Source organism: Candidatus Cloacimonas acidaminovorans str. Evry, assembly GCF_000146065.2.
Taxonomy (GTDB): domain Bacteria; phylum Cloacimonadota; class Cloacimonadia; order Cloacimonadales; family Cloacimonadaceae; genus Cloacimonas; species Cloacimonas acidaminivorans.
Map to the genome: position 1 here is coordinate 1,003,636 of NC_020449.1, position 24,048 is coordinate 1,027,683.

At 38.1% G+C, this 24,048-nt stretch carries 16 protein-coding genes and 2 tRNA genes; 7 read left to right on the forward strand and 11 right to left on the reverse strand.

Annotation, left to right across the window (positions count from 1 at the left end):
* Window positions 1–9 precede the first annotated feature (9 nt).
* The 6 genes from CLOAM_RS04120 (at window position 10) to CLOAM_RS04145 (ending at window position 7,460) form a co-directional block, all read left to right on the forward strand.
* Window positions 10–1,161 (forward strand): hypothetical protein, encoded by a 1,152-nt coding sequence (locus CLOAM_RS04120; protein WP_015424603.1) that lies wholly within the window; start codon window positions 10–12, stop codon window positions 1,159–1,161.
* A 15-nt stretch (window positions 1,162–1,176) separates the two neighbouring features.
* The gene (locus CLOAM_RS04125; RefSeq protein WP_044278917.1) at window positions 1,177–1,509 is read left to right on the forward strand and encodes a hypothetical protein; all 333 of its coding nucleotides are present in this window, start codon (window positions 1,177–1,179) and stop codon (window positions 1,507–1,509) included.
* A gap of 2 nt (window positions 1,510–1,511) precedes the next feature.
* Entirely contained in the window at window positions 1,512–2,519 is a 1,008-nt protein-coding gene (locus CLOAM_RS04130) for an NAD(P)H-dependent glycerol-3-phosphate dehydrogenase (RefSeq protein WP_015424605.1), read from the forward strand.
* A 1,177-nt stretch (window positions 2,520–3,696) separates the two neighbouring features.
* The gene (locus CLOAM_RS04135; protein ID WP_015424606.1) at window positions 3,697–6,645 is read left to right on the forward strand and encodes a CapA family protein; all 2,949 of its coding nucleotides are present in this window, start codon (window positions 3,697–3,699) and stop codon (window positions 6,643–6,645) included.
* Between the two features lie 75 nt (window positions 6,646–6,720).
* Entirely contained in the window at window positions 6,721–7,389 is a 669-nt protein-coding gene (locus CLOAM_RS04140; RefSeq protein ID WP_044278918.1) for a hypothetical protein, read from the forward strand.
* Window positions 7,385–7,460 (forward strand) — tRNA-Thr (locus tag CLOAM_RS04145). The genes CLOAM_RS04140 and CLOAM_RS04145 overlap by 5 nt, the downstream gene beginning before the upstream one ends.
* 4 nt (window positions 7,461–7,464) lie before the next feature.
* Here the strand turns inward: CLOAM_RS04145 and CLOAM_RS09645 are convergent.
* From CLOAM_RS09645 to CLOAM_RS04195, 11 genes are all read right to left on the reverse strand, one after another.
* Window positions 7,465–7,710, reverse strand: coding sequence for a hypothetical protein (locus CLOAM_RS09645; protein ID WP_157860002.1), 246 nt, complete (start codon window positions 7,708–7,710; stop codon window positions 7,465–7,467).
* An 873-nt stretch (window positions 7,711–8,583) separates the two neighbouring features.
* Window positions 8,584–9,600, reverse strand: coding sequence for a tRNA (adenosine(37)-N6)-threonylcarbamoyltransferase complex transferase subunit TsaD (tsaD, locus tag CLOAM_RS04150; RefSeq protein ID WP_015424607.1), 1,017 nt, complete (start codon window positions 9,598–9,600; stop codon window positions 8,584–8,586).
* Window positions 9,601–10,476, reverse strand: coding sequence for a CdaR family protein (locus CLOAM_RS04155; protein ID WP_015424608.1), 876 nt, complete (start codon window positions 10,474–10,476; stop codon window positions 9,601–9,603).
* 2 nt (window positions 10,477–10,478) lie between these two features.
* A complete protein-coding gene (locus CLOAM_RS04160; RefSeq protein ID WP_015424609.1) occupies window positions 10,479–11,894 on the reverse strand; it encodes a sigma-54-dependent transcriptional regulator in 1,416 nt (471 codons plus the stop codon).
* 6 nt (window positions 11,895–11,900) lie between these two features.
* Complete coding sequence (locus CLOAM_RS04165) at window positions 11,901–13,100, reverse strand: glycoside hydrolase family 57 protein (RefSeq protein ID WP_044278919.1); 1,200 nt, start codon at window positions 13,098–13,100, stop codon at window positions 11,901–11,903.
* A gap of 10 nt (window positions 13,101–13,110) precedes the next feature.
* Window positions 13,111–14,454, reverse strand: coding sequence for a glycosyltransferase family 4 protein (locus tag CLOAM_RS04170; RefSeq protein WP_015424611.1), 1,344 nt, complete (start codon window positions 14,452–14,454; stop codon window positions 13,111–13,113).
* Window positions 14,451–16,487, reverse strand: a complete 2,037-nt coding sequence (locus CLOAM_RS04175; RefSeq protein WP_044278920.1) for an amylo-alpha-1,6-glucosidase — start codon at window positions 16,485–16,487, stop codon at window positions 14,451–14,453. Before CLOAM_RS04175 ends, CLOAM_RS04170 begins: the two co-directional genes overlap by 4 nt.
* An 870-nt stretch (window positions 16,488–17,357) precedes the next feature.
* Window positions 17,358–18,311, reverse strand: coding sequence for a C39 family peptidase (locus CLOAM_RS04180; protein ID WP_071818967.1), 954 nt, complete (start codon window positions 18,309–18,311; stop codon window positions 17,358–17,360).
* Window positions 18,312–18,408: 97 nt separating this feature from the next.
* A complete protein-coding gene (alr, locus tag CLOAM_RS04185; protein ID WP_015424615.1) occupies window positions 18,409–20,298 on the reverse strand; it encodes an alanine racemase in 1,890 nt (629 codons plus the stop codon).
* 3 nt (window positions 20,299–20,301) lie between these two features.
* The gene (locus CLOAM_RS04190) at window positions 20,302–21,642 is read right to left on the reverse strand and encodes a PhoH family protein (protein ID WP_015424616.1); all 1,341 of its coding nucleotides are present in this window, start codon (window positions 21,640–21,642) and stop codon (window positions 20,302–20,304) included.
* Between the two features lie 198 nt (window positions 21,643–21,840).
* Window positions 21,841–21,928 (reverse strand) — tRNA-Leu (locus tag CLOAM_RS04195).
* Between the two features lie 681 nt (window positions 21,929–22,609).
* On the opposite strand from CLOAM_RS04195, the gene CLOAM_RS04200 reads away from it, so the two are divergent.
* Window positions 22,610–23,944, forward strand: a complete 1,335-nt coding sequence (locus tag CLOAM_RS04200; protein WP_015424617.1) for a cyclic 2,3-diphosphoglycerate synthase — start codon at window positions 22,610–22,612, stop codon at window positions 23,942–23,944.
* The last annotated feature ends 104 nt before the right edge of the window (window positions 23,945–24,048 follow it).

Here is a 24,048-nt window from a genome sequence, read left to right on the forward strand (position 1 = left end):
AGCTGTTTTATGGTAGATACAAATCCGAAAATATTTCCTCAGGAAACAAAGCCCATAGCGGAATTAAAAGAAAAAGAAACTATAGCTTCCCTTGATTCTCTTTCCCCCAAGCAAACAAAGGAAAATAAGACCATTAAAAAAAGCAAGATAAGAAGAAAAAACAGTATTCGTCCCATAATCCTTCTTCTTACTTTTTTCCTTTTTTTCGGCTTTTCCCGAGTTGAAGCGCAAATAAACGGTTCAGTTAAAATTGGAGCTGTTTATTCGGATAATGTGTTTCATCTTTCGGAATATGATATTGACCGTTTTGATGACCATCATCCAAATCTAAATTTTGTAGATACAATTGATGATTTAACCCTAAATACCCGCATTGAACTTAAGTATCCGTTATCTTATCGCTGGTGGAAATTTACTCCTTCAGTAAGCGGAAATTTTTCCCAAAATATTAGTAATGAAGATAAATACCGCACTGACTGGACATTAAAATTTAAGGTTGACCGCTATTACTGGAATTGCAGTGTGCAATATACCAGCAATCCCTATATTTATTTCCGTCATTTTGTGGATACAGATGGAACAGGTGAACTGGAAAAATACAGTTACAGCCGAGATACTTATCGCGGTGATTTAGCTGTGAAGCCACTTCCGAAAACAACTGTGAAAGCTAATCTGCGCTATGAACTTTATCGCTATAATAAATATTTTACTGAAGCTGACGGAAAAGCCATAACCGGAGAAGCCGGTGTCAGCTACAAATTTCCCTTTTTTACAGTAGAGGGTTCTTATGGCTATCGGGATTTCAGCTGTGATAAACGCATAGCTAATAAGGATTGCTCCTATCAAAGCAATATTTATAAAGGAGCTTTAACTCTGCCCAAAATGCCTCTTTCGGAAAAAGGAAAAACCCTTATTCAACCTTCTTTTGCTCTAAATTATGAACAGCGTTTTTACCAGGGAAGCGGTTCATGGTATGGAGGCAGAGCTGATTATACCTATTCTTTAATGGCTGGTATGGAGCTGTTTTTTTCTCCTAAAATGAATTTATCTCTTGACTACTCTCACTATTTCAGGAATGTAGAAACAGATAACGAAACGGTGCAACGCTTGAAAGAATATAGTGAAAATCGTTTAAGCGCTGTTTTTAGTTACAAATTCTGAATTTAGAGGTGATAAATGGTTTTTAAAAAAGAGAATGATCTCCGAAAAATTAAGGAATTCCTTACTTTAGTGGAAAATCCCAAAGTGGAATTACGCCACTATAAAAAACCGGTTTTAGTTTGGGCTGTTGACGAAGGAACTGTCTTTTATTCTTTTTGGGAAGAAGAGATGCTCACCCGTTTTGGATTGGAAAATGTGGACGGCTGGGATTTTCAAGAAGACCTTCTTTTTTGTCCTGACTGGATTGGAGATACTGAAGAAGAGGATTTAGAAGATTTTGATTTGGACGATGAAGATATTGAAGAACTGAGCCATTTCCTTCATCGCAATATGGATGATAAGGATTAACTTTGCGTATTGCCACTCTTGGAGGTGGGGGATGGGGGTTAGCATTATCTTCTCTGCTTTCCGAAAACGGGCATCAAATTCTGGTTTGGGAATATAATCCTGAATATTTAATATTATTAAAAGAAACACATTCTAATCCGCATTTACTGCCGAATATTACTCTTCCAGAAGAAATTTGTTTCACTAACGATTTTCAGGAGATAGTTGCTTTTTCTCCGGAAATTATTATTTTAGCAACTCCTTCGCAGTTTCTACGCTCTACTTTACAAAAGACACCTGTTTCTTTATGGAATAGACCGGAACTTTTAGCAGTGGTAAATGTGGCTAAGGGTATTGAGGAAAATACCTTAAAGACGCTTGATGCCGTTATCAAAGATGAACTGCCTTTTCTGGAAGAGCAAAAAATTTGTGCCTTATCCGGTCCCTCACATGCCGAAGAAGTTGCCAGAAAAATACCTACTACTGTAGTTATTGCCGGTAGCGATGAGGATTTGCTCTGTTATTTGCAAACCGTTTTTAGCAATTCTTATTTCCGGGTTTATCGCAATTTAGACCTTATTGGAGTGGAAATCGGCGGTGCAGTCAAAAATATTATAGCTATTGCGGCAGGAATTATTTACGGGTTGGACTTTGGAGATAACACTATCGGAGCTTTATTAACCCGAGGAATTGTGGAAATACAACGCCTGGGAATTGCTCTGAAAGCACTTCCGGAAACTTTTTTAGGACTTTCAGGAATAGGGGACTTGATTACTACAGCTACTTCACTTCATAGCCGAAACCGCTTTGTAGGCGTGGAAATAGGAAAGGGAAGAAAACTTTCCGATATTTTAGCTCAAATGGAAATGGTGGCTGAAGGAGTAACAACCACAAGGAGCGTTTATTTGCTGTCCCGAAAATTAAGGATAGAAATGCCCATCGTAGAAAAGGTCTATCAAGTCCTTTACGAAGATAAAGAACCCCGAAAAGCAATCTTAGAACTGATGACCCGCGAACTTAAAGCCGAATAAAAATCCACAGATGAAGGGAAAATAGTTTTATTTCACGCTGATTTCGCAGATTTTATTTTTACAAAGAGAAAAGAGGAAAAGAGTAAGAATGAAAAATGAATTTAAAAGAGGTTGAGATGGTTGAGAGGGTTTGTAGAGGTTTAATGGTTGAGATGGTTTAGAAGGTTGAGAGGGTTTAGAAGGTTTATATGGTTGAGATGGTTTATATACATTAAAGCCCAAAGGGCGACACAATGATAGCGATGGTGGCGTAAGCCCCTCGTTAGATGAAAACCCCGAATTTCTATTCTTTTTACCTTTCTTTTTCACCAAAAGCCCGTAGGGCGACACAAGGATAGCGATGGTGGTGTAAGCCCCTCGTAAAATGAAAGCCCCGATTTTTTTTCTATTTTATATTTTTACCTTTCCTGGTTCCTCAAAAGCCCCAAAGGGCGACACAAGGATAGCGATGGTGGCGTAAGCCCCTCGTAAAATTTGCGAAGTTCACCTGATAGTTTTGGCTTACAATTTTCACCTGCCTTCAATGGATACACAATCCACTAACTATTACACTTACAACCGAGCTTGTACTGATTTCCGAATTAAAAAATTGTGAGCTAAAACAAAAAGCCAGCTCCCTTCCAACCGCATTACAACTAATCCACAAATTACATGGTAACGAAGAACAACCCAGAATGCGAAAAAAAGAAATGTGAAACTTCTTCATCGTAAAATCTATATTCCTTCGTTACCGTTAACATTGAGGGAAGGAGATAGCTCGGTTGTATGTGTGCTTGCTTCTTGTTTTAACTCACAATTTTGAAATGAGGAGACCAGTAATAATTTGGTTGTAAGTGTGGATAAATTGAGGATTGTGGTTTCTGTGAGGGCTGTGGCAAAATTGTGAGTCAAAACAAGCAGGAAACCATTTATAGCTCGGTTGCAAGTGTGCAGGTTCTTGTTTTAACTCACAATTTTGAAATGAAGAGACCAGTAATAAATTGGTTGTAAGTGTGGATAAATTGATGGTTGTTGTTTCTGTGAGGGTAGTGGCAAAATTGTAAGTCAAAACTTTCTCGCTGGTGAAAATTGTGAGTCAAAACTTCCTTTCCTTTTTTCAAAAAGAGAAATCCGTTTATCTGGTCTAAAAATTGCTTATATATAAAAAAAGAAAAGAAAAAAAACAGAGGAGGAGATAATGCTGCAGAAGTTTTTAATGAGCATAGTTATTCTAATGTGCGTCTATAGTTCACTATCTGCTCTTCGCTATACAACTTTGGAGGATTTTGAAAGTGGTTTTGTTTCTTTAAGTTCCTGGAGCATTGAAGAAGATTTGCAGCCAGATGCCTGGAGCTTAGATACTTCTACTCCCGATAGCAGTTCTTATTGTCTTAAGTTAACTGGTAATTGTTATAAATTACAACAAATAACTCCTTATGCTATAGACAGCACAGGTGTAATTCAGGTTCAAGTAAAAACCAGTTCAAACCCAAGGATTCAAGGCATTGGTTTTACAGATGGTGTGCATAATATTCTTTATAGTTTTGCGGGGAGTAGAATTTTAGATATTGAGGTTTGGATTCCAGTTTATCAAGGTGCTTTTAGTAACGGTGTCTGGAATACCTTTCAATTGCCTCTAGCACTGGATTGGCAGGCATTTTGGGGTTATCTTCCTGTTATCAACGGCATAATTTATATTAACGATTTGGATGGAATTTCCTCTCGCAGTGTGTGGTTTGACAATATAATAGACATCAGTTCCGACCTTCCTGTTCCACCAATTGTAAGCATATCAACTTCTTATCCCGTAAAAAATACCGCGGTTTATTTCTATAGCAATGTTATTGATCCTGATAGCGATACATTTACTTATGAATGGTCTTTTGGTGATTCCACTTTCAGCAATTTACCCAATCCCTATCATTTATATACAATTGCTTCCGCCTATCCCTATACGGTAACCTTGAAAGTGACTGATGATACGGGAAAAGTTGGTTTTGCTTCAACGGAAGTTACATTGGAAACAGGTGCTTCCGATTTGCCTGTAACCCTTAATTTTGTAGGGGACATAATGCTTGCCAGAAGATATGAAAATCCCGGAGGTATAATTCCCACTTTAGGAGTTAATGCCATTTTTTCACCTACTAAGCCCTATTTTGGGGATGCAGCGGATATTAGTGTGGCAAATTTGGAAGTTGTTTTAGCCAATGTGGGAGTTCATCATCCTACCAAAAGTGTTTATTACAGAGGCAATCCGGCTAATGTAAACGGTCTTGTTTACGCAGGAATTGATGTTGTTAGCACAGCAAATAACCATACTATGGATTATGGCATTGAAGCATATCAGCAAATGCAGGGTTTGCTAAATAACTCGGAAATTAAATATAGCGGTTGCGGAGCTAATTCTTACGAGGCATATTTACCTACCTTTTACCATTGCCGTGGTTTGAATATTGCCTTTTTACGCAGTTCGGACAGAACAGGACAATATAATAATGCTCAACCTTTTTTACAAGCGGGATACAATAAACCGGGTTTTGCTTATATGACACCTTACTATGTAGAACAGCAACTTCAAGCAGTTGAAGGAATTGCCGACCTTAAAATTGTTGAAATGCACGGAGGCAGTGAATATTCTATTGCTCCAGGTGCCGGTTATGGTAAGGAATTCAATCCCTTTTTAGAGGATACGGAAGATGAGGACTATTTCTATCGGAATGATGTTCCTCATCAATGGGATATAGAAATCAGGCATAGTGCTATTGAAAGTGGTGCCGATTTGGTTATAGTTCATCATCCGCATATTATTCAGGGATTGGAATTATATCAGAATAAGCTGATTGCCCATTCTTTGGGAAATTTTGTTTTTGATTTGGATTATCCGGAAACGATGCCCACAATGATTTTGTATGCAGATGCCTATTTTGACGGCTTTAGAAACTTTCGCATAAAACCGTTTTATATAGACCAATACATTCCAAAACCGGCAACAGGGCAATTGGCTGTTTACATTTTGGATTATATTGCCAGCAGGTCTATGGATTTTAACACGCGCGTTATGGTAGATAAAGAAAATCTGGAAGCACGAGTTTTAATGGAAGATGAAAATCCATCCGTTACTACCAATGCCTTCAGTTCCTGGCAACATTTACTGTTTCACAGCGGGGGGATGAGTTATACTTCACCTATTAAATTACCCCGGAGAGGTTCTATTAGCAATATTATTAATGTTGAACCACCTGCTGAATATCAATTTCGCTTAGGTCAGGAACATATCTGGTTTGGTAATTTTGAAAATGAGGGCTCAACTCTTTGGGTTCCACCTGATTATTCTACAACGGACTTTATAGATGGAGAGCGTAGTGCAAAACTGACTACTACAGGAGCAGGTTCAGTAACTTCTACAATTTCCCAGCGTTGTAAAATCTATGATAATACCAAAAAATACACTCTGCACGGTTGGCTGAAAACCGAAAATGTAGCTCTTGCCAATATTTCCATCAGATTTTATACATCCAGAACAGCAGCAGTTGCGTCCTATACGGATTATGTAACGGAAAACATTATAGGAACAAACGATTGGACATATTACTATAAAGAATTGAACCTTCCTACCGATGTTTTCTATTATGAAATCCGTCTACAAATGACTGGCAGCACAGGAATGACAGCAATCGCGTTATTTGACAATGTGGGTTTGATTGAATGGACGGAATGGACAACTACAGAGGATTTAATTAATATACCCTGGCCCAATAATTATTACTGGATTCAAGCGCGAACTGCCGAGACCCCAAAGTCAATGAGTTTTTCCCTTGTAGAAAGCAATTTTGGAGTTCAACGAGCAAATGCCTCAAACCATTTTTCCAAGATGAAACCGGAATTAAATATCAGCCCCAATCCTTTTAATCCTGAAACTATAATATATTGTGTTTTACCTGTATCTGGCAAAACTACTATAAAAATATATAATATTAAAGGGCAATTGGTGAAAGAATTGTATAAAGGAGAACTGGAAGCGGGAATTCATCGCTTCAATTGGGATGCAAAGGATATTGACAACCGTTCCGTCGGCTCAGGAGTTTATTTCATTTACATGGAAAATGGCAAGAGTAAGGTAATTCGTAAAGCAGTCCTAATGAAATAAAAGGGAATTTTCTTGACGAAATTTACCTCTAATAATAAAGGGTTAAATAATAAAACAAAATTAAGGAGCTGAAAAGTGCGTAAATTTCTTTTAACCTTAGTTCTCCTGGTGCTGGCTTTTTGCCTTATGGCTGAAGAAGCAGACACGCCAAAGATAAATTTTGCCTTACTAAATCCTAAAGAAATTAATCTTGAACTACGTGTCTATGCTCCTATGCAAAGAGTTTATATTACGGCGGATTTTTCTGTGGAAAAGGATTCTCTTCCTGACGCAGTGTATCATAGTTTATTTTTAACTAAGGATGCCAGAATTGAGTATTTTCTGATTAATGATAAGTTTGTTCCTCCTGTTTATTCTACTAAACTCGTTCCGGAACATTTTAATCCTGTGTTTCCCTATCCGGAAATGCTGAATGAAGAAAGTAACTTGAATTGTTTCAGTTTTTATCTGCCAAACTACGAAGGCAAAATAAAATTCACTTTACGCTATTCTATTCCTATTCCGGAATGGGTGAAAGAATCCGATATTCGTGGCTATGTTACTTTCTCTTCGGCTCAAAATTGGTATCCACGAAATCTTACAGGTCCGTGTAAGGTCTATGCACGCTTGATTAGTTCAACCTATTATACAATGGAACTCGGAACTCAATGCACGATTAAAGAAAAGGATGATATCCGCATAACTGAGGGATATTTTATTGATTCTCCCGCAGAACAATCAATTTTTAAAATTATTAAGGGCTAAATTAGCTCAGCTGGCAGAGCAACTGATTCGTAATCAGTAGGTCGGGGGTTCAAGTCCCCCATTTAGCTCCATTTGTTACAAAGAGAAATAGTGAGAGGGTTGAGAGGGTTGAGAAGGTTTATCTGGTTGAGAAGGTTTATCTGGTTTATAAGGTTTAGAGGGTTGAGAAGGTTGAGCTTCCATAAAAGCCCGTAGGGCGACACAAGGATAGCGATGGTGGCGTAAGCCCCTCGTAGAAATGAAAGCCCCGATTTTTTTCTTTTTTCCCTTACCTTGTAAAAAAAGCCCCTGAGGGCGACACAATGATGTAGAAGGTGGCATAAGCCCCTCGTAAAATTTGCGAAGTACCCCTGGGAAGTTTTGGCTTACAATTTTCACCCGCCTTCAATGAATACACAATCCACTAACTATTACACCTACAACCGAGTTTTTGCAGGTTTCGAATTAAAAAATTGTGAGCTAAAACAGAAAGCCCGCTCCCTTCCAACCGCATTACAACTAATCCACAAATTACACGGTAACGAAGAACAACCCCAGAATGCGAAAAAAGAAATAGCAAGTTCCTTCATCGTAAAATCTATATTCCTTCGTTACCGTTAGCATTGAGGGGAGGAGATAGCTCGGTTGCAAGTGTGCAGGGTTCTTGTTTTAACCCACAATTTTTAGATTGGTAAACCATTTGTAGCGCGGTTGGAAGTGTAGAAGCAAGAGAAGTGGTGATAATTGGGAGAGCAGGTGAAAATTGTAAGTCAAAACAAGCAGTAAACCATTTGTAGCGCGGTTGCAAGTATGCAGTTCTTGTTTTAACCCACAATTTTGAAATGAGGAGACCAGTTGAAATGTAGTTGTAAGTGTAGATAAATTGTGGGTTGTTCTTTCCGTGAAGGCAAGTGAAAATTGTAAGTCAAAACAAGCAGTAAACCATTTGTAGCGCGGTTGCAAGTGCGCAGGATTCTTGTTTTAACTCACAATTTTGAAATGATGAGACCAGTTGAAATATAGTTGTAAGTGTGGATAAATTGATGATTGTTGTTTCTGTGAGGGCAGTGGCAAAATTGTAAGTCAAAACTTTCTCACCTGTGAAAATTGTGAGTCAAAACTTCCTCTCCGGTGAAAATTGTGAGTCAAAACTTTCTCACTGGTGAAAATTGCGAGTCAAAACCTCCCCATTTTTCATTTCCGTGAACGGTATTTTTATACTTGGCGTGTTCCCTTGAGGGAGGAGACATTTATGGAAAGAGGGGCATAATTTTTTGTTAAAAATTTAGGAATTGCTGCTGCTCCAACCATAGCCGCATTATCCATACAAAGAGCGTTTGAAGGATAGAAAACTTTGATTCCATATTTTGCTGAGGTTGTAGTTAGCTGTTGGCGTAAAGCAGAATTAGCTGCAACTCCCCCTGCCAAAAGAATATAGGGTATTTTATGCTGTCTTGCCCAAAGCACTGTTTTATGCACTAAGGGGTCAATTATTGCTTGCTGAACGGAAGCAGCGATATCGGGAAGTTCAGCTTGAAGCGTTTCTGGATTCTGATTTACAAGCCAGGTGCGAATAGCGGTTTTTAGTCCACTGTAACTGAAATTGAAGTTATTTTTTTGGGGTAAGGCACGAGGAAACTTAATAAAATTGGGGTTGCCTTTTTGGGCTAATTCATCAATTGCAGGACCACCGGGAAAGCCCAAACCAAGAAGTTTTGCAGCTTTATCAAAACTTTCTCCGGCAGCATCATCCAGGGTTTTTCCTACTACGGTAAAAGTGGTTAAGGTATCAAAATGGACAAGTTCTGTATGCCCTCCGGAAACAACGAGGGCTAAAAAAGGCGGTTCAACAGCTTTATGTTCAATAAAATTGGCAAAAATATGTGACAAGATATGATTAACCGTTATTAAAGGTAAAGACAAGCTCCAGGCAAGTCCTTTGGCAAAAGCCAGACCGACAATTAACGAGCCAATTAAACCGGGATTGATTGAAACAGCTATTGCACTGATATCTTGTAAGTTAAGCTTAGAAGCATTAAGAGCCGCCTTGGTTAAGGTAACTATGTTCTTTAAATGCAAGCGGGAAGCCAGTTCGGGTAAAATACCTCCAAATTCCAGATGTTCCGGTTGACTGGAAATAAGGTTTACAATTACATTATAATCCGTATCCACAATGGCTACAGAGGTATCATCACAGGAGGACTCAAAAGCCAAAATATATTGAACAGGCATTTATTTCAGGCGCACCTTTTGAGGTGTAACAGCAATCAATTTTACTGTATCGGGTAGTTCTACAAGGACAGGATAAAAACCCTGTTCATCAGGTTGGGAAGCAATACTAACTTTGAGTTCTGTTGGCTTCAGGTCTTGTAAAATATCAGAATTGCCGGAGAGTTTTACAGTTACGGATGAAGGTATAGAGCTTTTTCCAGGTGGCAAGGTAAGAGGTAGATTATGATAAATTTTGGTGGTAATATAGGAAGTAGAGAGATAAATTTTAACCTGTTTTTCAGAAGAGGAGACCTCACTTCCCAAAGGGCTTATTTTTAAGGTAACTTCACGCTGTTCAAGCATTTCGCGGGAAACAGGTTCGGTAGTAACGCGGTCAATTTGTTGAACCTTGCTTTTAGGACCGGAGATGGTAATTTGTTCAGGAATAATAGTATAATTTAGGGCAGTAAAATGCTCACGGGTATAAGAATCGGCGAAAGAAAGTTCTATCGGCACTTTTTTCTGATGGAAAACATCAGCATAAACCGAAATTTCCCTTTTCTCTACAGGACCTAAAATTTCTACCTGAATATTTTCCGGCAGGTCAATAGTATAATCGCTTACAGAAAGAATATCAGAACCGGGTTTAATTTTGCTGGCATCAAGCAAGACCTTGGTGCGGGAAAATTTTAGTTTGATAATTTCCAAGCCCCTTCCACGCACCTGGAAAGGTATGTGATTGGGAACATTATCTAAAGTAATGTTTTTAGGAATGGAACTTAGGGCTACAGGTAAATTAACTACGCTTTTCTGTTCTGAAATCAACAAGGACTGCAACCAAACAAAAACAGCTATTAATAGGGAGAGGATTTTTAAGCCCAGATTTTCCTGCAGCACTTTTAGTCCTCCATCTTTAGATGATTAATTCCGAGAGATTTGATTTTTTTATACAAAGTGGTGCGTTCAAGTCCTATTGCTTCTGCAGTTTGGGAAATCCTCCAATTGTTCAAGGATAAATAATACAAAAGATAATCCCGTTCAAAAGAAGCGACACTATCTTTGAGATTATGAATTTTGGTATATTTTTCGCTGCTATAGTTTTTAGAAAAGCGGAATTGGTTTATTTTCTGCTGAAGGTGTTTTTTAATAACATTATTATTTATTTTCTGTTCATTAATCATAATGAACTTGCAAAAATTACGCAGTTCTCTTACATTTCCAGGCCAAGAATAGTTAAGTAAATCATCTTTCAGAGCAGGTAGGTCTAAACGGTCAATAACGCTGTATTGAGAAGAAAAACTGGTGAGGAAATAACAAATAAGAAGCAGAATGTCATCATCTCGTTCCCGTAAAGGTGGAAGCTCAACAATGTTACCTTCAATGCGATAAAACAGGTCTTTGCGGAAAATACTTTCATCGGAGAGTTTTTCCAAGCCCGCATTAGAAGCAAAAATAAGGCGAGTATCAACCTTTTTCAAGTTTCCACCTACAACCTGTATTTCTTTGTTTTCAATAGCGCGCAGGATTTTAGATTGAGACATTAAGGAAAGATTGGTTACTTCGTCTAAAAAGAGAATGCCATTGGAACATTCTTCAAAAAAGCCGGTTTTATCGCGATCGGCGCTGGTGAAAGAACCTTTTATGTGACCAAAAAGTTCTGATTCTATAAGGGTTTCGGATAAAGCACTGCAATTTACGGTATGAAAGGGTTTGCCAAAACGGGGAGAATATATGTAGTAATAATTTGCAGCTACTTCTTTGCCTGTTCCCGTTTCGCCGATGAGGAAAATATCTTCATCCACAGAGGCAAGACGGATAATTTGTTCCCTAACTTTTTTAATAGCATTACTTTCACCGATAAAGGGAAAACTTCTGGTAAACTGTTTTTTGAGGTTGATATATTCTATCTGCAAGCCAATATGTTCTTCTTCCTGTCTTTTTAGAGTGATGGCATTTTCAATATGCAACAGCAATTGATTGATGGAAAAGGCAGAACCCTTTTCAATAAAATGATAGGCACCCAAAGTGCGGATTTCATTTATTTGAGAAGAAGTGACCTCTCCCGAAATAACTATCACTTTATAATTCAAATCCATATCGTTTTTTAAGTGTTGCAAAACCTGAATACCATTCAGTTTGGAGCCAACTAAAAAAACATCAAGCAGAATCACATCCGGTTGAAATTGGCGTAAGACCTCAAAAAACTGATCGCTATTAACAGTTTGCATAACTTCATAGTTATAGTGCTTAACCACATTGGCAATTTGTTCGGAAAGAACTATGTCATCTTCCAGAATCAAAATTTTACCTTTCATATTTCATTACCTTAAAAGAAGCTCTTCCAGTTCTGCCAGAGCATTAATATAATAGATATATGCCTGATCCGGTGAATCGTAAGGAGAGAAGTATTTATGCACATCTCCATCCTGAAAATATTTGGAACACATATAGTAAAAATGGTCTGAAGTGCTAAGCATACGAGCAGTTCTAAGCAACTCTTCATCTCCTTTTTCCTTAATCCTATTCAGCAATTCATACAAGGTCTCACTGGCATTTTGTTGCATTTCGTTTCCCAGCCAGGCAGAAATATCCCTTTGTTCATCAGCCCAGGAAACCGGTTCCGGAAAAGAAAGCGATTCCTGTTGATAATTAGCCAGATGAGAAACATCTTTAGGATTGGCAAAACCCAAATGTTCTCTTTCTAAAACGGCATCGGGGAAATGACGCATGAAATCAAAAATACCGGTGGAAGCCCATTGGTGTTCTCCGAAGGTTTCATAGTCCATAAAAAGGTTCAGAAACAGGTTTTTTCCGCCTTTTTCCGCTAAGGTGAGCTGGTCTATCCAATGCACGAATTTATCAACGGTTAAAGGATATTCAGGCCAATCCCGATTGGAAAAACGGAAAGCAATATCATCCGCCAATTGATAATACTTCAGTAACAAATTCATATTCTTGGAATAATTCTTATAGGCATACAAAGGACTGCGCCACTGGAGAATTCTATCCACACCTTCGGTAAGAATGGTCTTGAATCCTTCAATTTCAAAAATAATATCGGATAAACGGTCTTGATAGATTAATTCCGTATTACGAAAAGTGGTTGTATAATAACCAAATTCCGTTTGCATCAAGTCCCGATGGAGATAAACTTGATCAAGAAATTCATTGGTATCAAAAAGAAAAGCCAAAGAATGATAATAGGTCTCACCTAATAATTCTACACAACCGGTATCCACTAAACGCTTGAAGGAATCAAGGGTTTCAGGAGAATAGAGTTTGAATTGTTCCAAAGCAGTGCCCGAAATAGAAAAAGCAACCTTAAACCTGCCTTCATATTTTTCAATAAGCTCCAGAAGCAACTGGTTAGTTGGTAAATAACATTTATTTGCTACCTTACGCATTATATCGCCATTTAGCTTATCATTGAAAATCTTGGCATTATGAGCGATATCAAGCACATTAAAATGATTTAGACGATAGGGTTGATGCACCTGAAAGTAGAATACAATATTTAACATCGCTGTCTCCTTATAATTCCATTCGCTTGCTATACTCAGAAAGCGTTTCGGCATAGAGCTGACGGATTTTATCTGCGGCTTCATCCCACTCTATTTTTTGGACTTCTTTTCTGCCTTCCATTCCTATTTTAGCGCATTCTTCAGGATTTTCTATTAAATGATTGATGGTTTCAGCCCAAAGGTCTATATCCCAATAGTCAATCTTAAAGGCATTATGCACAACTTCAGCAACTCCGGATTGTTTGGAAATTATAGCCGTTATTCCATAAGCCATTGCTTCCAGAGGTGAAATACCAAAGGGTTCGGAAACAGAGGGTAAAACATAAATATCAGCTGCCTGCAAAATTCGTTCAACTTGTTTACGATCCAAAAAACCGGTGAAGAGAAAACGGTTTTTCAGGCGTAAGGCGGCAGAACGACGCAAAATCTGACGCTGCATATCTCCTGTTCCAGCAAGGATAAATCTTGCTTCGGGATGAACTTTCAGAACCTTATCTGCCATATCCAGATAATAATCAGGACCTTTTTGTAAAGTTATTCTTCCTAAATAAAGAATAGTAGGACCCTTGAAAATGCGTTTCTTGTTGTGAAGAGTAGTTTCCGAAACGGTAAAAGCATTATGAATTATGCGGATTTTACCGGTATCTATCCGATAGCGACTCATAATCATCTGAGCTGTATATTGAGAAACGGCAATTACTTTATCGGCATAGTTCATTCCGAGATGTTCAATTTTATGAATTCTTTCATCTCCAGGACCACCTGCTCTATCAAATTCCGTGGCATGAATATGCACAATCAATGGCTTACGGGAAATCTGTTTGGCTAAAATTCCGCTGGGGTAAGTAAGCCAGTCATGCGCATGAATCAGGTCATAATCCAAAATTTCGGCAAAACGACTTGCTCTCAATGTATATTCCTGCACTTTCCGAATTAAATCTTCTTCACCAATGAGATGAGCAGTCATTTCTTTCCAGATGTTATGTTCTTCGGTGGTAACAGTTTCAGTAAGCCAGGATATTTTTTTAATGGAAGTTACATAGTCCTTAATTTCACTCAAGTTAAAATAACTTTCCGGATGCGTGCTGGCTCCGATATATTCCAGGCGTTCGTGCAAAGTAGAAAAAGTCCGCTGTGTATATTCCTTTTGTTTTTCCGGTTCAATAAACACGGCAGGAAGGGTATCGGCATCACTTTCTTCCCTTAAGGGAAAATAAACCAGTTCTTTGGTTGGTAAAATGAGGTCTACTTTTATTCCTTGACTAAGCAGAGCTTTCACCATTCCATAACATGCCATACCTAAACCCCCGGAAATCAGAGGTGGAAATTCCCAGGTGAACATTAGAATTTTCATTTACCCTCCTGCAGAAAAAGAATGTAATTTTCAATATTGTATAAGGCAGCTACACTCCATGCCTGAGCCGGTGCTCCTTTAGGAAAATGGGGAGCATCTCCATCCCAGATTTCAGCAATGGATGCAATATGTCCTTTCATAAAACTGTTGCGAAAAGTGGAAATAAAGGAAGTGAGGGCTTCAATTATTTCTTCTTTGGTCTTTATACCTTTATAAGCCCTTTCATACAATCCGCAAAAAGGACCTAACAGCCAAGCCCAAACACTGCCATTATGATAAGCAAGGTCTCTTTCTTTCTGTGTTCCATAATATTTTTTATGAAAACGGATATCATTTGGACTCAAGGTGCGGATTCCATAGTTGGTATATAGCTCTTTAAAACTGCGTTCCAGAACCTGTTGTAGAATTTCCTGAGAAAATGCCTGCCAGGGCAAGGCAAGAGCAATAATTGCATTGGGACGAATTTCCATTATAAGCTCTTCACCTACAATTCTATCTGCCAGATAGCCATCTTGATAGAACTTTTGCAGGGATTGTTTTACCAGCTCTTTCAACTGGACGAATTCTTCTTTTGCCTGATATTTTTTTCGGGATTTCTGACAATAGGCAAGGCACATAGCTTCATAAGAACATAAAGCGTTATACCAGAGGGCATTAATTTCTACTGGAGCTCCATTACGAGGAGTTATCGCTTTTCCATCTATCCGCACATCCATCCATGTGCCATGAGCAAAATCGGGATGCAATTCAATTAAACCATCGTAACGCACACTAAAGGGATGGAATTCATTATGCAAAATGCCGGTTATGATTTCTTCCGTTAAGGCAATAACATCTTTCCAGTATTTAACCGTTTGCTTGCGTTTACCCAATTTCCACAGCAGGATGATATACCATAAAGTAGAATCTACACTATCATAATTTGTTTCCCTGCCGGATTCTGCAATCATATTAGGAATCAGACCATTTTTAAGGTAGCTACGATATTTATTAAGGATTTTTTCCACTGTTTCCAGTTGATTGGGACAATGTAAGAGAGCATTTACCACAACCATTGTATCTCTTCCCCAAGCACCGTAAAAAGGAAAGCCGGCTACAATATCGTCATTGGCTAAAAAATCCTTCAGGGCAAATTCCAGGATTTTAAGATAATTGTCATACGGGAAAATAATATTATCGTTATAATCCAAGGTATTCAAAAGGGTATCATTTTTATCGGGAGCATAAGGATAATCCAACGGCTTGGGAAGGTCTGCATAACGATTTTCAATCCTTTCAATGAGAGTTTTGGCATCTTCAATTGCCGTATCACTGAAAAGAAGATAGTTGCTTTGTCCCACCCTCAAATCAAAACCAAGCTGAAAAAGAGTTATCTGATCACCAATGCCTTCATAACCACTCATCACTTCCCAGGGATAAAAAACATTATAATAAACATAGCGATTGGGAATAACTTCACCTGAAAGCAAAGCACCATAAAGTTTTATATTATTATCCTGCCTCTGAACACTAAAACGAGTGAATTTATCCGGAGTTTCAATTTCTGTAATAAAATTCAAGAAATCCAAAGTGCCAGGTTTATTGAGCTCATGATGAGGAATCATCGTAAACTTAGGATGAAGCTCAAAATGCAAAAGATGATGACCCAAATTGGTATATTTCACCAAAGTTGTATTGGTGGATTCATCCATCATTATCTCTTTCAGAATCAAAATATCGTTCTGATGGGGAAGAGCTGAATACAAAAATATCGGATAGGGACGCAACCAAGGTTTTACTAAATGCAGAAAACCCTCAGGATATATACAATTGCTGTAATTATTGCTGTCCAGGTGAAAAAATTCTCCTCGCCATTCAACTTTTTCTTCAATACCAGCCACCAAATGAAGGCGATTGAATTTACTGTCGCTGCTAACCAGTAAACCGTGATATTTACGCTGGTTAATCAAATTTCCTGTTCCTAAAGCATAACCGCCTCTACGGTTAGTTAGAATCCATTCATGATGATGGGTCTCCATAAAATAGTTGCTCATCAAACCTCCTCAAATTCTAATACTAAGTTGTGTTGATTTTTTTCCATATTGGTTATTTCGTCAAGTCCTTTTTTATAACCTCTCACAGATTCCACTGATTTCACAGATTTTGATTAATAATAGGTCGGGGATGAACAGGATGAAAGGGATTTTTAGGATTTTTTTACAAAGAGAAGGAATGAAGAATGAATTTATAAGAGGTTGAGAGGGTTGAGAAGGTTGAGAGGGTTTAGAAGGTTGAGATGGTTTAGGGGGTTAAGAGGGTTGAGATGGTTTAGAAGGTTGAGATTCCATAAAAGCCCGAAGGGCGATACAACTATAGCGAAGTGTGCGTAAGCCCCTCGTTAGATAAAAAACCCCGAATTTCTATTCTTTTTACCTTTCTTTTTCATTAAAAGCCCCAAAGGGCGATACAAGGATAGCGATGGTGGCGTAAGCCCCTCGTAAAATGAAAGCCCCAACATTTCTCTCTATTTCCTTTTACCCCTCACTTTCTGCCCTCAGCCAAAAGTCCGAAGGGTGACACAATGATGTAGATGCTTGTACAAGCCCTTCGTGAAAGGAAAGTAACAATAATCTGTCAAATTATGACAAAAATCTATGGATATTATAATTTGTTTCCTAATGGGAATAATTAAATAAAAACTAAAATAAGGAGAAGATGCAAACACCTTAGTGGAAACATTATAACTATTTGATAAAAAACTTTGATTTGGTTTGATAAAAGGAACTTTTTCTCTTTAGTAGCTATATTTTTTCGCTGGGTCAAAACCCGTTGTTAGTATCTGTCGTTTCTACGGAATTTTTACTACAATATGGTTAAAATGAGGGAAATGATAATAACCATTATTTTTACTGTATTATTTGGGTTTAATTGGTAGTATTGGTATAGTTTCTAATGCCTTTATTGATGAGTTCAATGGATTCAGTTAGGGAAGGCATATTTGAGAAGTATTTACTATAAATAATCTTCAGGTCTTGATGTTCTTCATTCAAAGGTTTAACATCCGGAAGTTCATAGAGTAAATCATAATTACCGCTGGCTTCAACGGTTGCATATTCATAGTCCACAGTGCGCAGATAGTTTCCTTCTTCATCAAAGAGCCCGAGGATAAAATAGCCGGAAATTTCTACTGGTAAATTGTTATGCAAAGTAACATAAACATCGGCAGGATGAGGCAATTTGGCAACATCATAAAGAAAAAGTTCATCCTGAGAAACAGGAACTACATTAATTTCACTATCCAAATCAAATGCTTGTTCATCCAACCAGTTTCCGGAATAGGAACGAGCGGACTTAAACCCGCCAAAATAGGCAAGGGTTCTTTCTTCGTATTCTTTCATTCCGGGGTCATTGATAATATAGGAAGAGGGCTTATTTTTAGGACCGTTCTGCTTAATTACCAGAACCCAATGGCTTCTTCTGCCTGTAACTTTTACGATAACTTTGTTTCCTTTCTCCAATTCATTGGAAAGAAAATCCCAATCATTTCTAACAATGCTTTGGGCAACAAGCTCCAGTCCTAATCCGCTGCCGTCAATTTCCCCGGGAATTTGCCATCGCATATTACTTCCGGAATAGCCACCATTTTTTTTCAGCCATTCATTTAAACGGTCAGGGGTCATATATTCATTGCTTGCTTCAGCGTTTAAAAGCATAGAAAGGCAGCTTAGTACACAGCCGCTGCTACCTATTGATCTTTTTCCTGAACCCAATTGTTCTGATTTCCATCGTTCATCATTCTGTGAATACCAGTTAAAGCTACCTGCAATCAGTGGCACACACAAAATCAATGTGATATATAGTAAATTTAATCTCTTCATAAGCAAGTCACCTTAGCTAACAACTACAACAATATAGAAATTAACTTGGGTAAACCACTATTCTGGGGAGGGAAATATGTCAAACATTTTTTTGTTTTCAATAGGCAAAAACAACTCCACTGATGGGAAATATCCATTCCTCTGGTTTACTGGAAACTCTTATTTCTCCGTTGTTTCTTTGAATGATAGGGTCTTTATCCTGACCGGAGAAAAAAGGTACACAGTCCACAGTATTTATAGTCAGCGGAAACCGGAAGGAAATATCCACCCCGCGAGTAAGTTCCGTAATAAAAACACTAAATTGATGCGAAGAACAAGGATATAAAGTAAGAGTATTGATGGTGAAATGAACTCTCTTTCCTATTTTTTTCTTCAATTCGGGATGGGAACATCTAATTTCCAAACAGCCATTTATGTAATGTAAAGTGGTTTGCAAAATAAGATCATCTACTTTTGCCAAACAAACGATAAAGTTTTTGCTATCCAGTTCAAAGCTATCATCCATCAGCCAACGGTATTCTACATCGCTCCTTTTAAAATAGCGACGCAGAACTTCATCGGAAGAGGCACAGGCAACCAGGAAATAGTCATTACTAAGCACTTTATCAAAATTGAGGGTAGTTGTAGCGTTAAAATATCCGGCATTTAATGAATGGGAAAAAATAACCTGATGTTGGAAGTTATGCCTATAGTGAATATCTTTATCCTTATAATAAAAGAAATCCCTCAGCATTTCGCGATAAATGAGCTCTCCTATTTCAATGCTCTGTAAGCGTTGAGCAATTGCTGATTCAATTATTTGATTCAATTTGCTATCCGAAAAATCATCAGGAACGAAATCACGCCGGGAAAGAGGAGTGCTATAAATCATTTTCCCGTTTTGAAAATAGTATCTTTTAGCTCTACGTCCTACCTGACAGAGCAGTTCATAAGAATTACCTCCATACTTGGATACTAAATTTTCTGCTCTTGTTTCTAAAGCTGAACCCCCCAAAAGAATAGCTACATCGCCAATGGCAGGATGTTCTATCGGGCTCAAATCCACACAAATCATATCCATTGAGATGCGACCTATAACATTGCAAATCTTATTATCCAGAAAAACAACGCCACAATTGGAAAGCATAAAATCGTAGCCATCAGCATAGCCGATTGGTAGAATTCCATATAAACAGTCCTTTTTTGCTGTCCAGGAACGATTGTATCCCACCGATTCACCTTTAGCAATATGTTTTATTTGCGAAAGTATTGTTTTGAATGTCATAACAGGTTGCAAAGCGATGTCCTTATTCCCGGGAACTTGAATTCCATAAGCCATAATTCCCAAACGAACTAAATTACTGTGTTTTCCCAAACCGTTTACCAGGGCATTGGAATTATCAATATGGAGATATGTGGGAGTAAAAGGCAGGTTATCTATTATGTTCCAGAATCGTTCTTCCTGTTGTTTACTGAATTCCGGATCGTTTTCCGCAGAGGCAAAATGAGTAAATACACCTTCAATCAGCAGGTTGTCCATTTTAGCTATTTTGTTAAAAAAATCTATAAATTCGCTATCTAAAATTCCACTGCGATGCATACCAGTATCAACTTTCAGATGAACAACTGCCTGTTTGTTTTTTGTCTTAGCGGTTTTATTTAACGCTCTGGCAAAATCCAGAGAAGAAACATTAACAGCCAGATCATTATCCAAAATGGTATTAATTTCGTTCTTTAAACAAGGAGAGAGAATTAAAACAGGTGCCTGGCAACCTTGCAGTCGTAATAAACGACCCTCTTCAGGATTGGCAACTCCCAAATAGACAGCTCCTTCCTCACAGGCAATTTTACTTATTTCCCTGGCTCCATGACCATAAGCATCCGCTTTCACAATCATCATAAATTGTTGTTGCGGTTCCAGAAAGCTTTTCAGGATATTCAGATTGGTTCTGAAAGCGGAAAGGTCAATTTCCACCCAACTACGCTCAAAAATCTTTCTTCGTAACATAGTTTATAAATACTTGGCAGCCAAATCTGCCAGTGCACTGCGTTCACCTTTATCTAAAGTTATATGCCCTACCAGAATTTCTCCTTTGAATTTTTCTACTGAAACGGAAAGTCCGTTACTTTGGGAATCCAAATAGGGAATATCTATTTGATAGGGGTCTCCTGTAAGGACAACTTTGGTGTTTTCTCCGGCACGAGTAATAATGGTTTTCATTTCATGCGGACTCAAATTCTGGGCTTCATCAATAATAAAGAATTGATCGGGCAAACTACGTCCCCGGATATAAGTTAGCGGTTCCAGTTCCAGAAAACCGTAATCCATTAAATCATTAATATCGGTTTTTTTTCTGCTGGAAGAACTTTCCTGCCTTTTATCCGTAAGCGAAGAGAGCAGTATATCCATATTATCATAAATGGGTTGCATCCAGGGATTGAATTTTTCGGTTTTAGTGCCGGGTAAATATCCCAGGTCTTTTCCCAAAGGAGAAATTGGACGTGAAACTACAAGGCGTGAATATCTTTTTTCTTCCACCACCTTTTGCAAGCCGGCAGCCATAGCTAAAAGTGTTTTTCCTGTTCCTGCCTTGCCGGATAAACTTACTAACTTTATACTGTCATCCAAAAGAATATCCAGAGCCATTTCCTGTTCAAAGTTGCGGGCTTTAATGCCAAAAACCTGCTGTCCCGTATAATGATTGATTACATAGAGTTGATTGCGTCCATAATGATAACGCAAGGTCTTATATTGATCGGGCTTATCAGGAACAGAAACACGCACAAACTGATTGGGAAAAAAATCACCGAAAATATTGTTTATATACCCTTTTTCTTCCAGTTCCCTGTATTGTTCCGGTTCCAAATCAAGGAATTCCCAACCGGTAAAAAATTCCTCGTATTTAATGGTATCGGTTTCAAAATTTTCTGCATTTATGCCTACACAATCTGCCTTAACACGCACATTTACATCTTTGGAAACAAGAGTAACAATGGATTGAGGATATTTTTCCTTGAAATACAAAGCAGTACTTATTATTAAATTGTCATTTCGGTCAAGAAACAACAGCTCCGAAGCGGTGTTGGTTATTTCTTTATTCACTGTTACTTGAATTGTGCCTCCATTTTCTGTGGGCACACCTTCCTGCAATTTTCCTTTTTTGCGTAAAGCATCAAGATAACGTCCAACTTGACGTGCGTTACGGCTTTTCTCGTCCACGCCTTTTTTAAACTGGTCAATTTCTTCTATTACTACAATAGGCAAGACCACTCTATTATCCTCAAAAGAAAAAAGTGCTTGGGGATTGTGAATCAGGACATTTGTATCCAGAATAAAAATTTTCCTTTCCATTTGTATAAATTCCTTTGTTATTTCTGTTTTTTTTAACGCAGTTTCCGAGCTCTTACCCTTCTGAACAGGGTTTGTATCTTGATCAAGAACAATAAAACAATAATTACAATAGGGCAGGGATAGTCAATGATTATTTTCCTGATAACGACTGCAAAAAAGGATTGATAGAAGCAAAAAAACCTGTAGTTAATAAAAAAATGGTGCTGAAGGGGGGATTTGAACCCCCATGAGCTCATTGCTCACTAGTCCCTGAAACTAGCGTGTCTACCAATTTCACCACTTCAGCATTGGATATTAAAAATCCTTTTATTAAGAAAGAAGGATTTTGTCAAGGTTTTTCCTGCAGGTATTTTTCCCGCGGATTACGCAAATCTTACGCTGATTTTGCAGATAAAAGAACAGAAAACGGATTTTATTTTGTAAATTGAAAAAGAGATAATTTCACAAAGAGAAAAAGAGGAAAAGAGAAAATAATCTGGGCTTTTGTTTTAACGAGGGGCTTACGCCACCTTCTACATCATTGTGTCGCCCTTTGGGGCTTTTTTAGAACCAGGTAAGGGAAAAAAGAAAAAAGTCGGGGCTTTTGTTTTAACGAGGGGCTTACGCACCCATCGCTATCCTTGTATCGCCCTCCGGGCTTTTATGGAATCTCAACCATCTCAACCCTCTCAACCATCTCAACCCTCTCAACCTTCTCAACCTCTTTTAAATTCATTTTACATTCTACATTCTCAATTTTTCTCTTTTCCTCTTTTTCTCTTTGTAAAAAATATCTCGGTTTTCTCTGTGTTTTCAGTGTTCTCGGTGTAAAAAAATGCAGAGGAGCAGCGTCCTCCGTTTACACTCCAGAGGAACTAAATTTTCAGCTTTATGCTCTCTGCTATTCCAGATTTTCCTTGACGGTAAAACGCTAATTAAAACGGTGAAAACAAATATGTAACTATAATAAATTAAAGGAGATTCATTAATGAAACGCAAAATTATCATTATGGGTGCAGCGGGAAGGGATTTTCACAATTTCAATGTTTTTTTCCGCGATAACAAGGACTATGAAGTTGTAGCTTTTACTGCTACACAGATTCCTGGAATTGACGACAAAAAGTATCCTTCCGCTTTAGCAGGAAAGCTTTATCCTGAAGGAATCAATATTTATCCGGAAAGTGAACTGAAAAACCTGATTAAGAAACACAAAGTTGATTTGGTGGTCTTAGCTTACAGTGACCTTCCTTTTGAGGTAGTTATGCACAAAGCATCCTTAGTAAATGCTTGTGGTGCCGATTTTATGCTGATGGGAAAAAATAATACAACCCTTAAAACCAGTAAACCCCTGGTAACTGTTTGTGCAGTTAGAACCGGTTGCGGTAAATCACAAACGACCAGAGCGGTTGTGAAAGCTCTCAAGGCAAAAGGGCTGAAGGTTGTTTCCATTCGTCATCCTATGCCTTATGGTGATCTTGTTAAACAAAAAGTTCAGCGTTTTGCCAAACTGGAAGACCTGAAAAAATATAACTGCACAATTGAAGAAATGGAAGAATACGAGCCGCATATAATGATGAATAGTGTTATTTATGCCGGAGTGGATTATGAGGCAATTTTAAAAGAAGCGGAAAAAGAAGCGGATGTAATTGTTTGGGATGGAGGTAATAATGATATTCCATTTTATACCTCTGATAAAGAAATTAAGATAGTTGTAGTTGATCCTCATCGTCCCGGAGATGAAATTTCTTACTATCCGGGGGAAACAAATGTCTTTTTGGCTGATGTAATCGTTATCAATAAAATTGATAGTGCCGATTTTGATGATATCAATGAGGTTCGGGAAAATGTTCGGATGATCAATCCTAAAGCTCAAATTATTGAAGCTGCGTCACCGCTTTTTGTAGACCATCCGGAAATGATTTACGGTAAAAAAGTTCTGGTTGTGGAAGACGGTCCTACTTTAACCCATGGAGAAATGACTTATGGAGCGGGAATTGTAGCTGCAGAAAAATATGGTTGTGTCGACCTTGTTGATCCGCGTCCCTGGGCTGCAGGTGAAATTAAGCAGACCTACGAAAAATATCCTGAAATCGGAACTTTGCTTCCGGCAATGGGTTATAGTTCCAAGCAGATTAAGGATTTGGAAAAAACAATCAATAGTGCTGAATGTGATTCTGTAATTATTGCCACTCCAATAGACCTGCGTCGTTTAATTAAAATCAATAAGCCCGCTTGTCAAGTGCGTTACGAATTGCAGGAAATTGGAGTTCCTACAATAGCAGATGTTCTAAAGAATTTCGGTAAGAAATCCTCTAAAAAATAATAGTTTCTATAAAAGGAGGTGCTTTGTCGCCTCCTTTTTCCATTTGTTATCCTCTGGCAGTAAAGTTTATTCACTTTTTTACATTAAAGGGAATTAACTTTTTT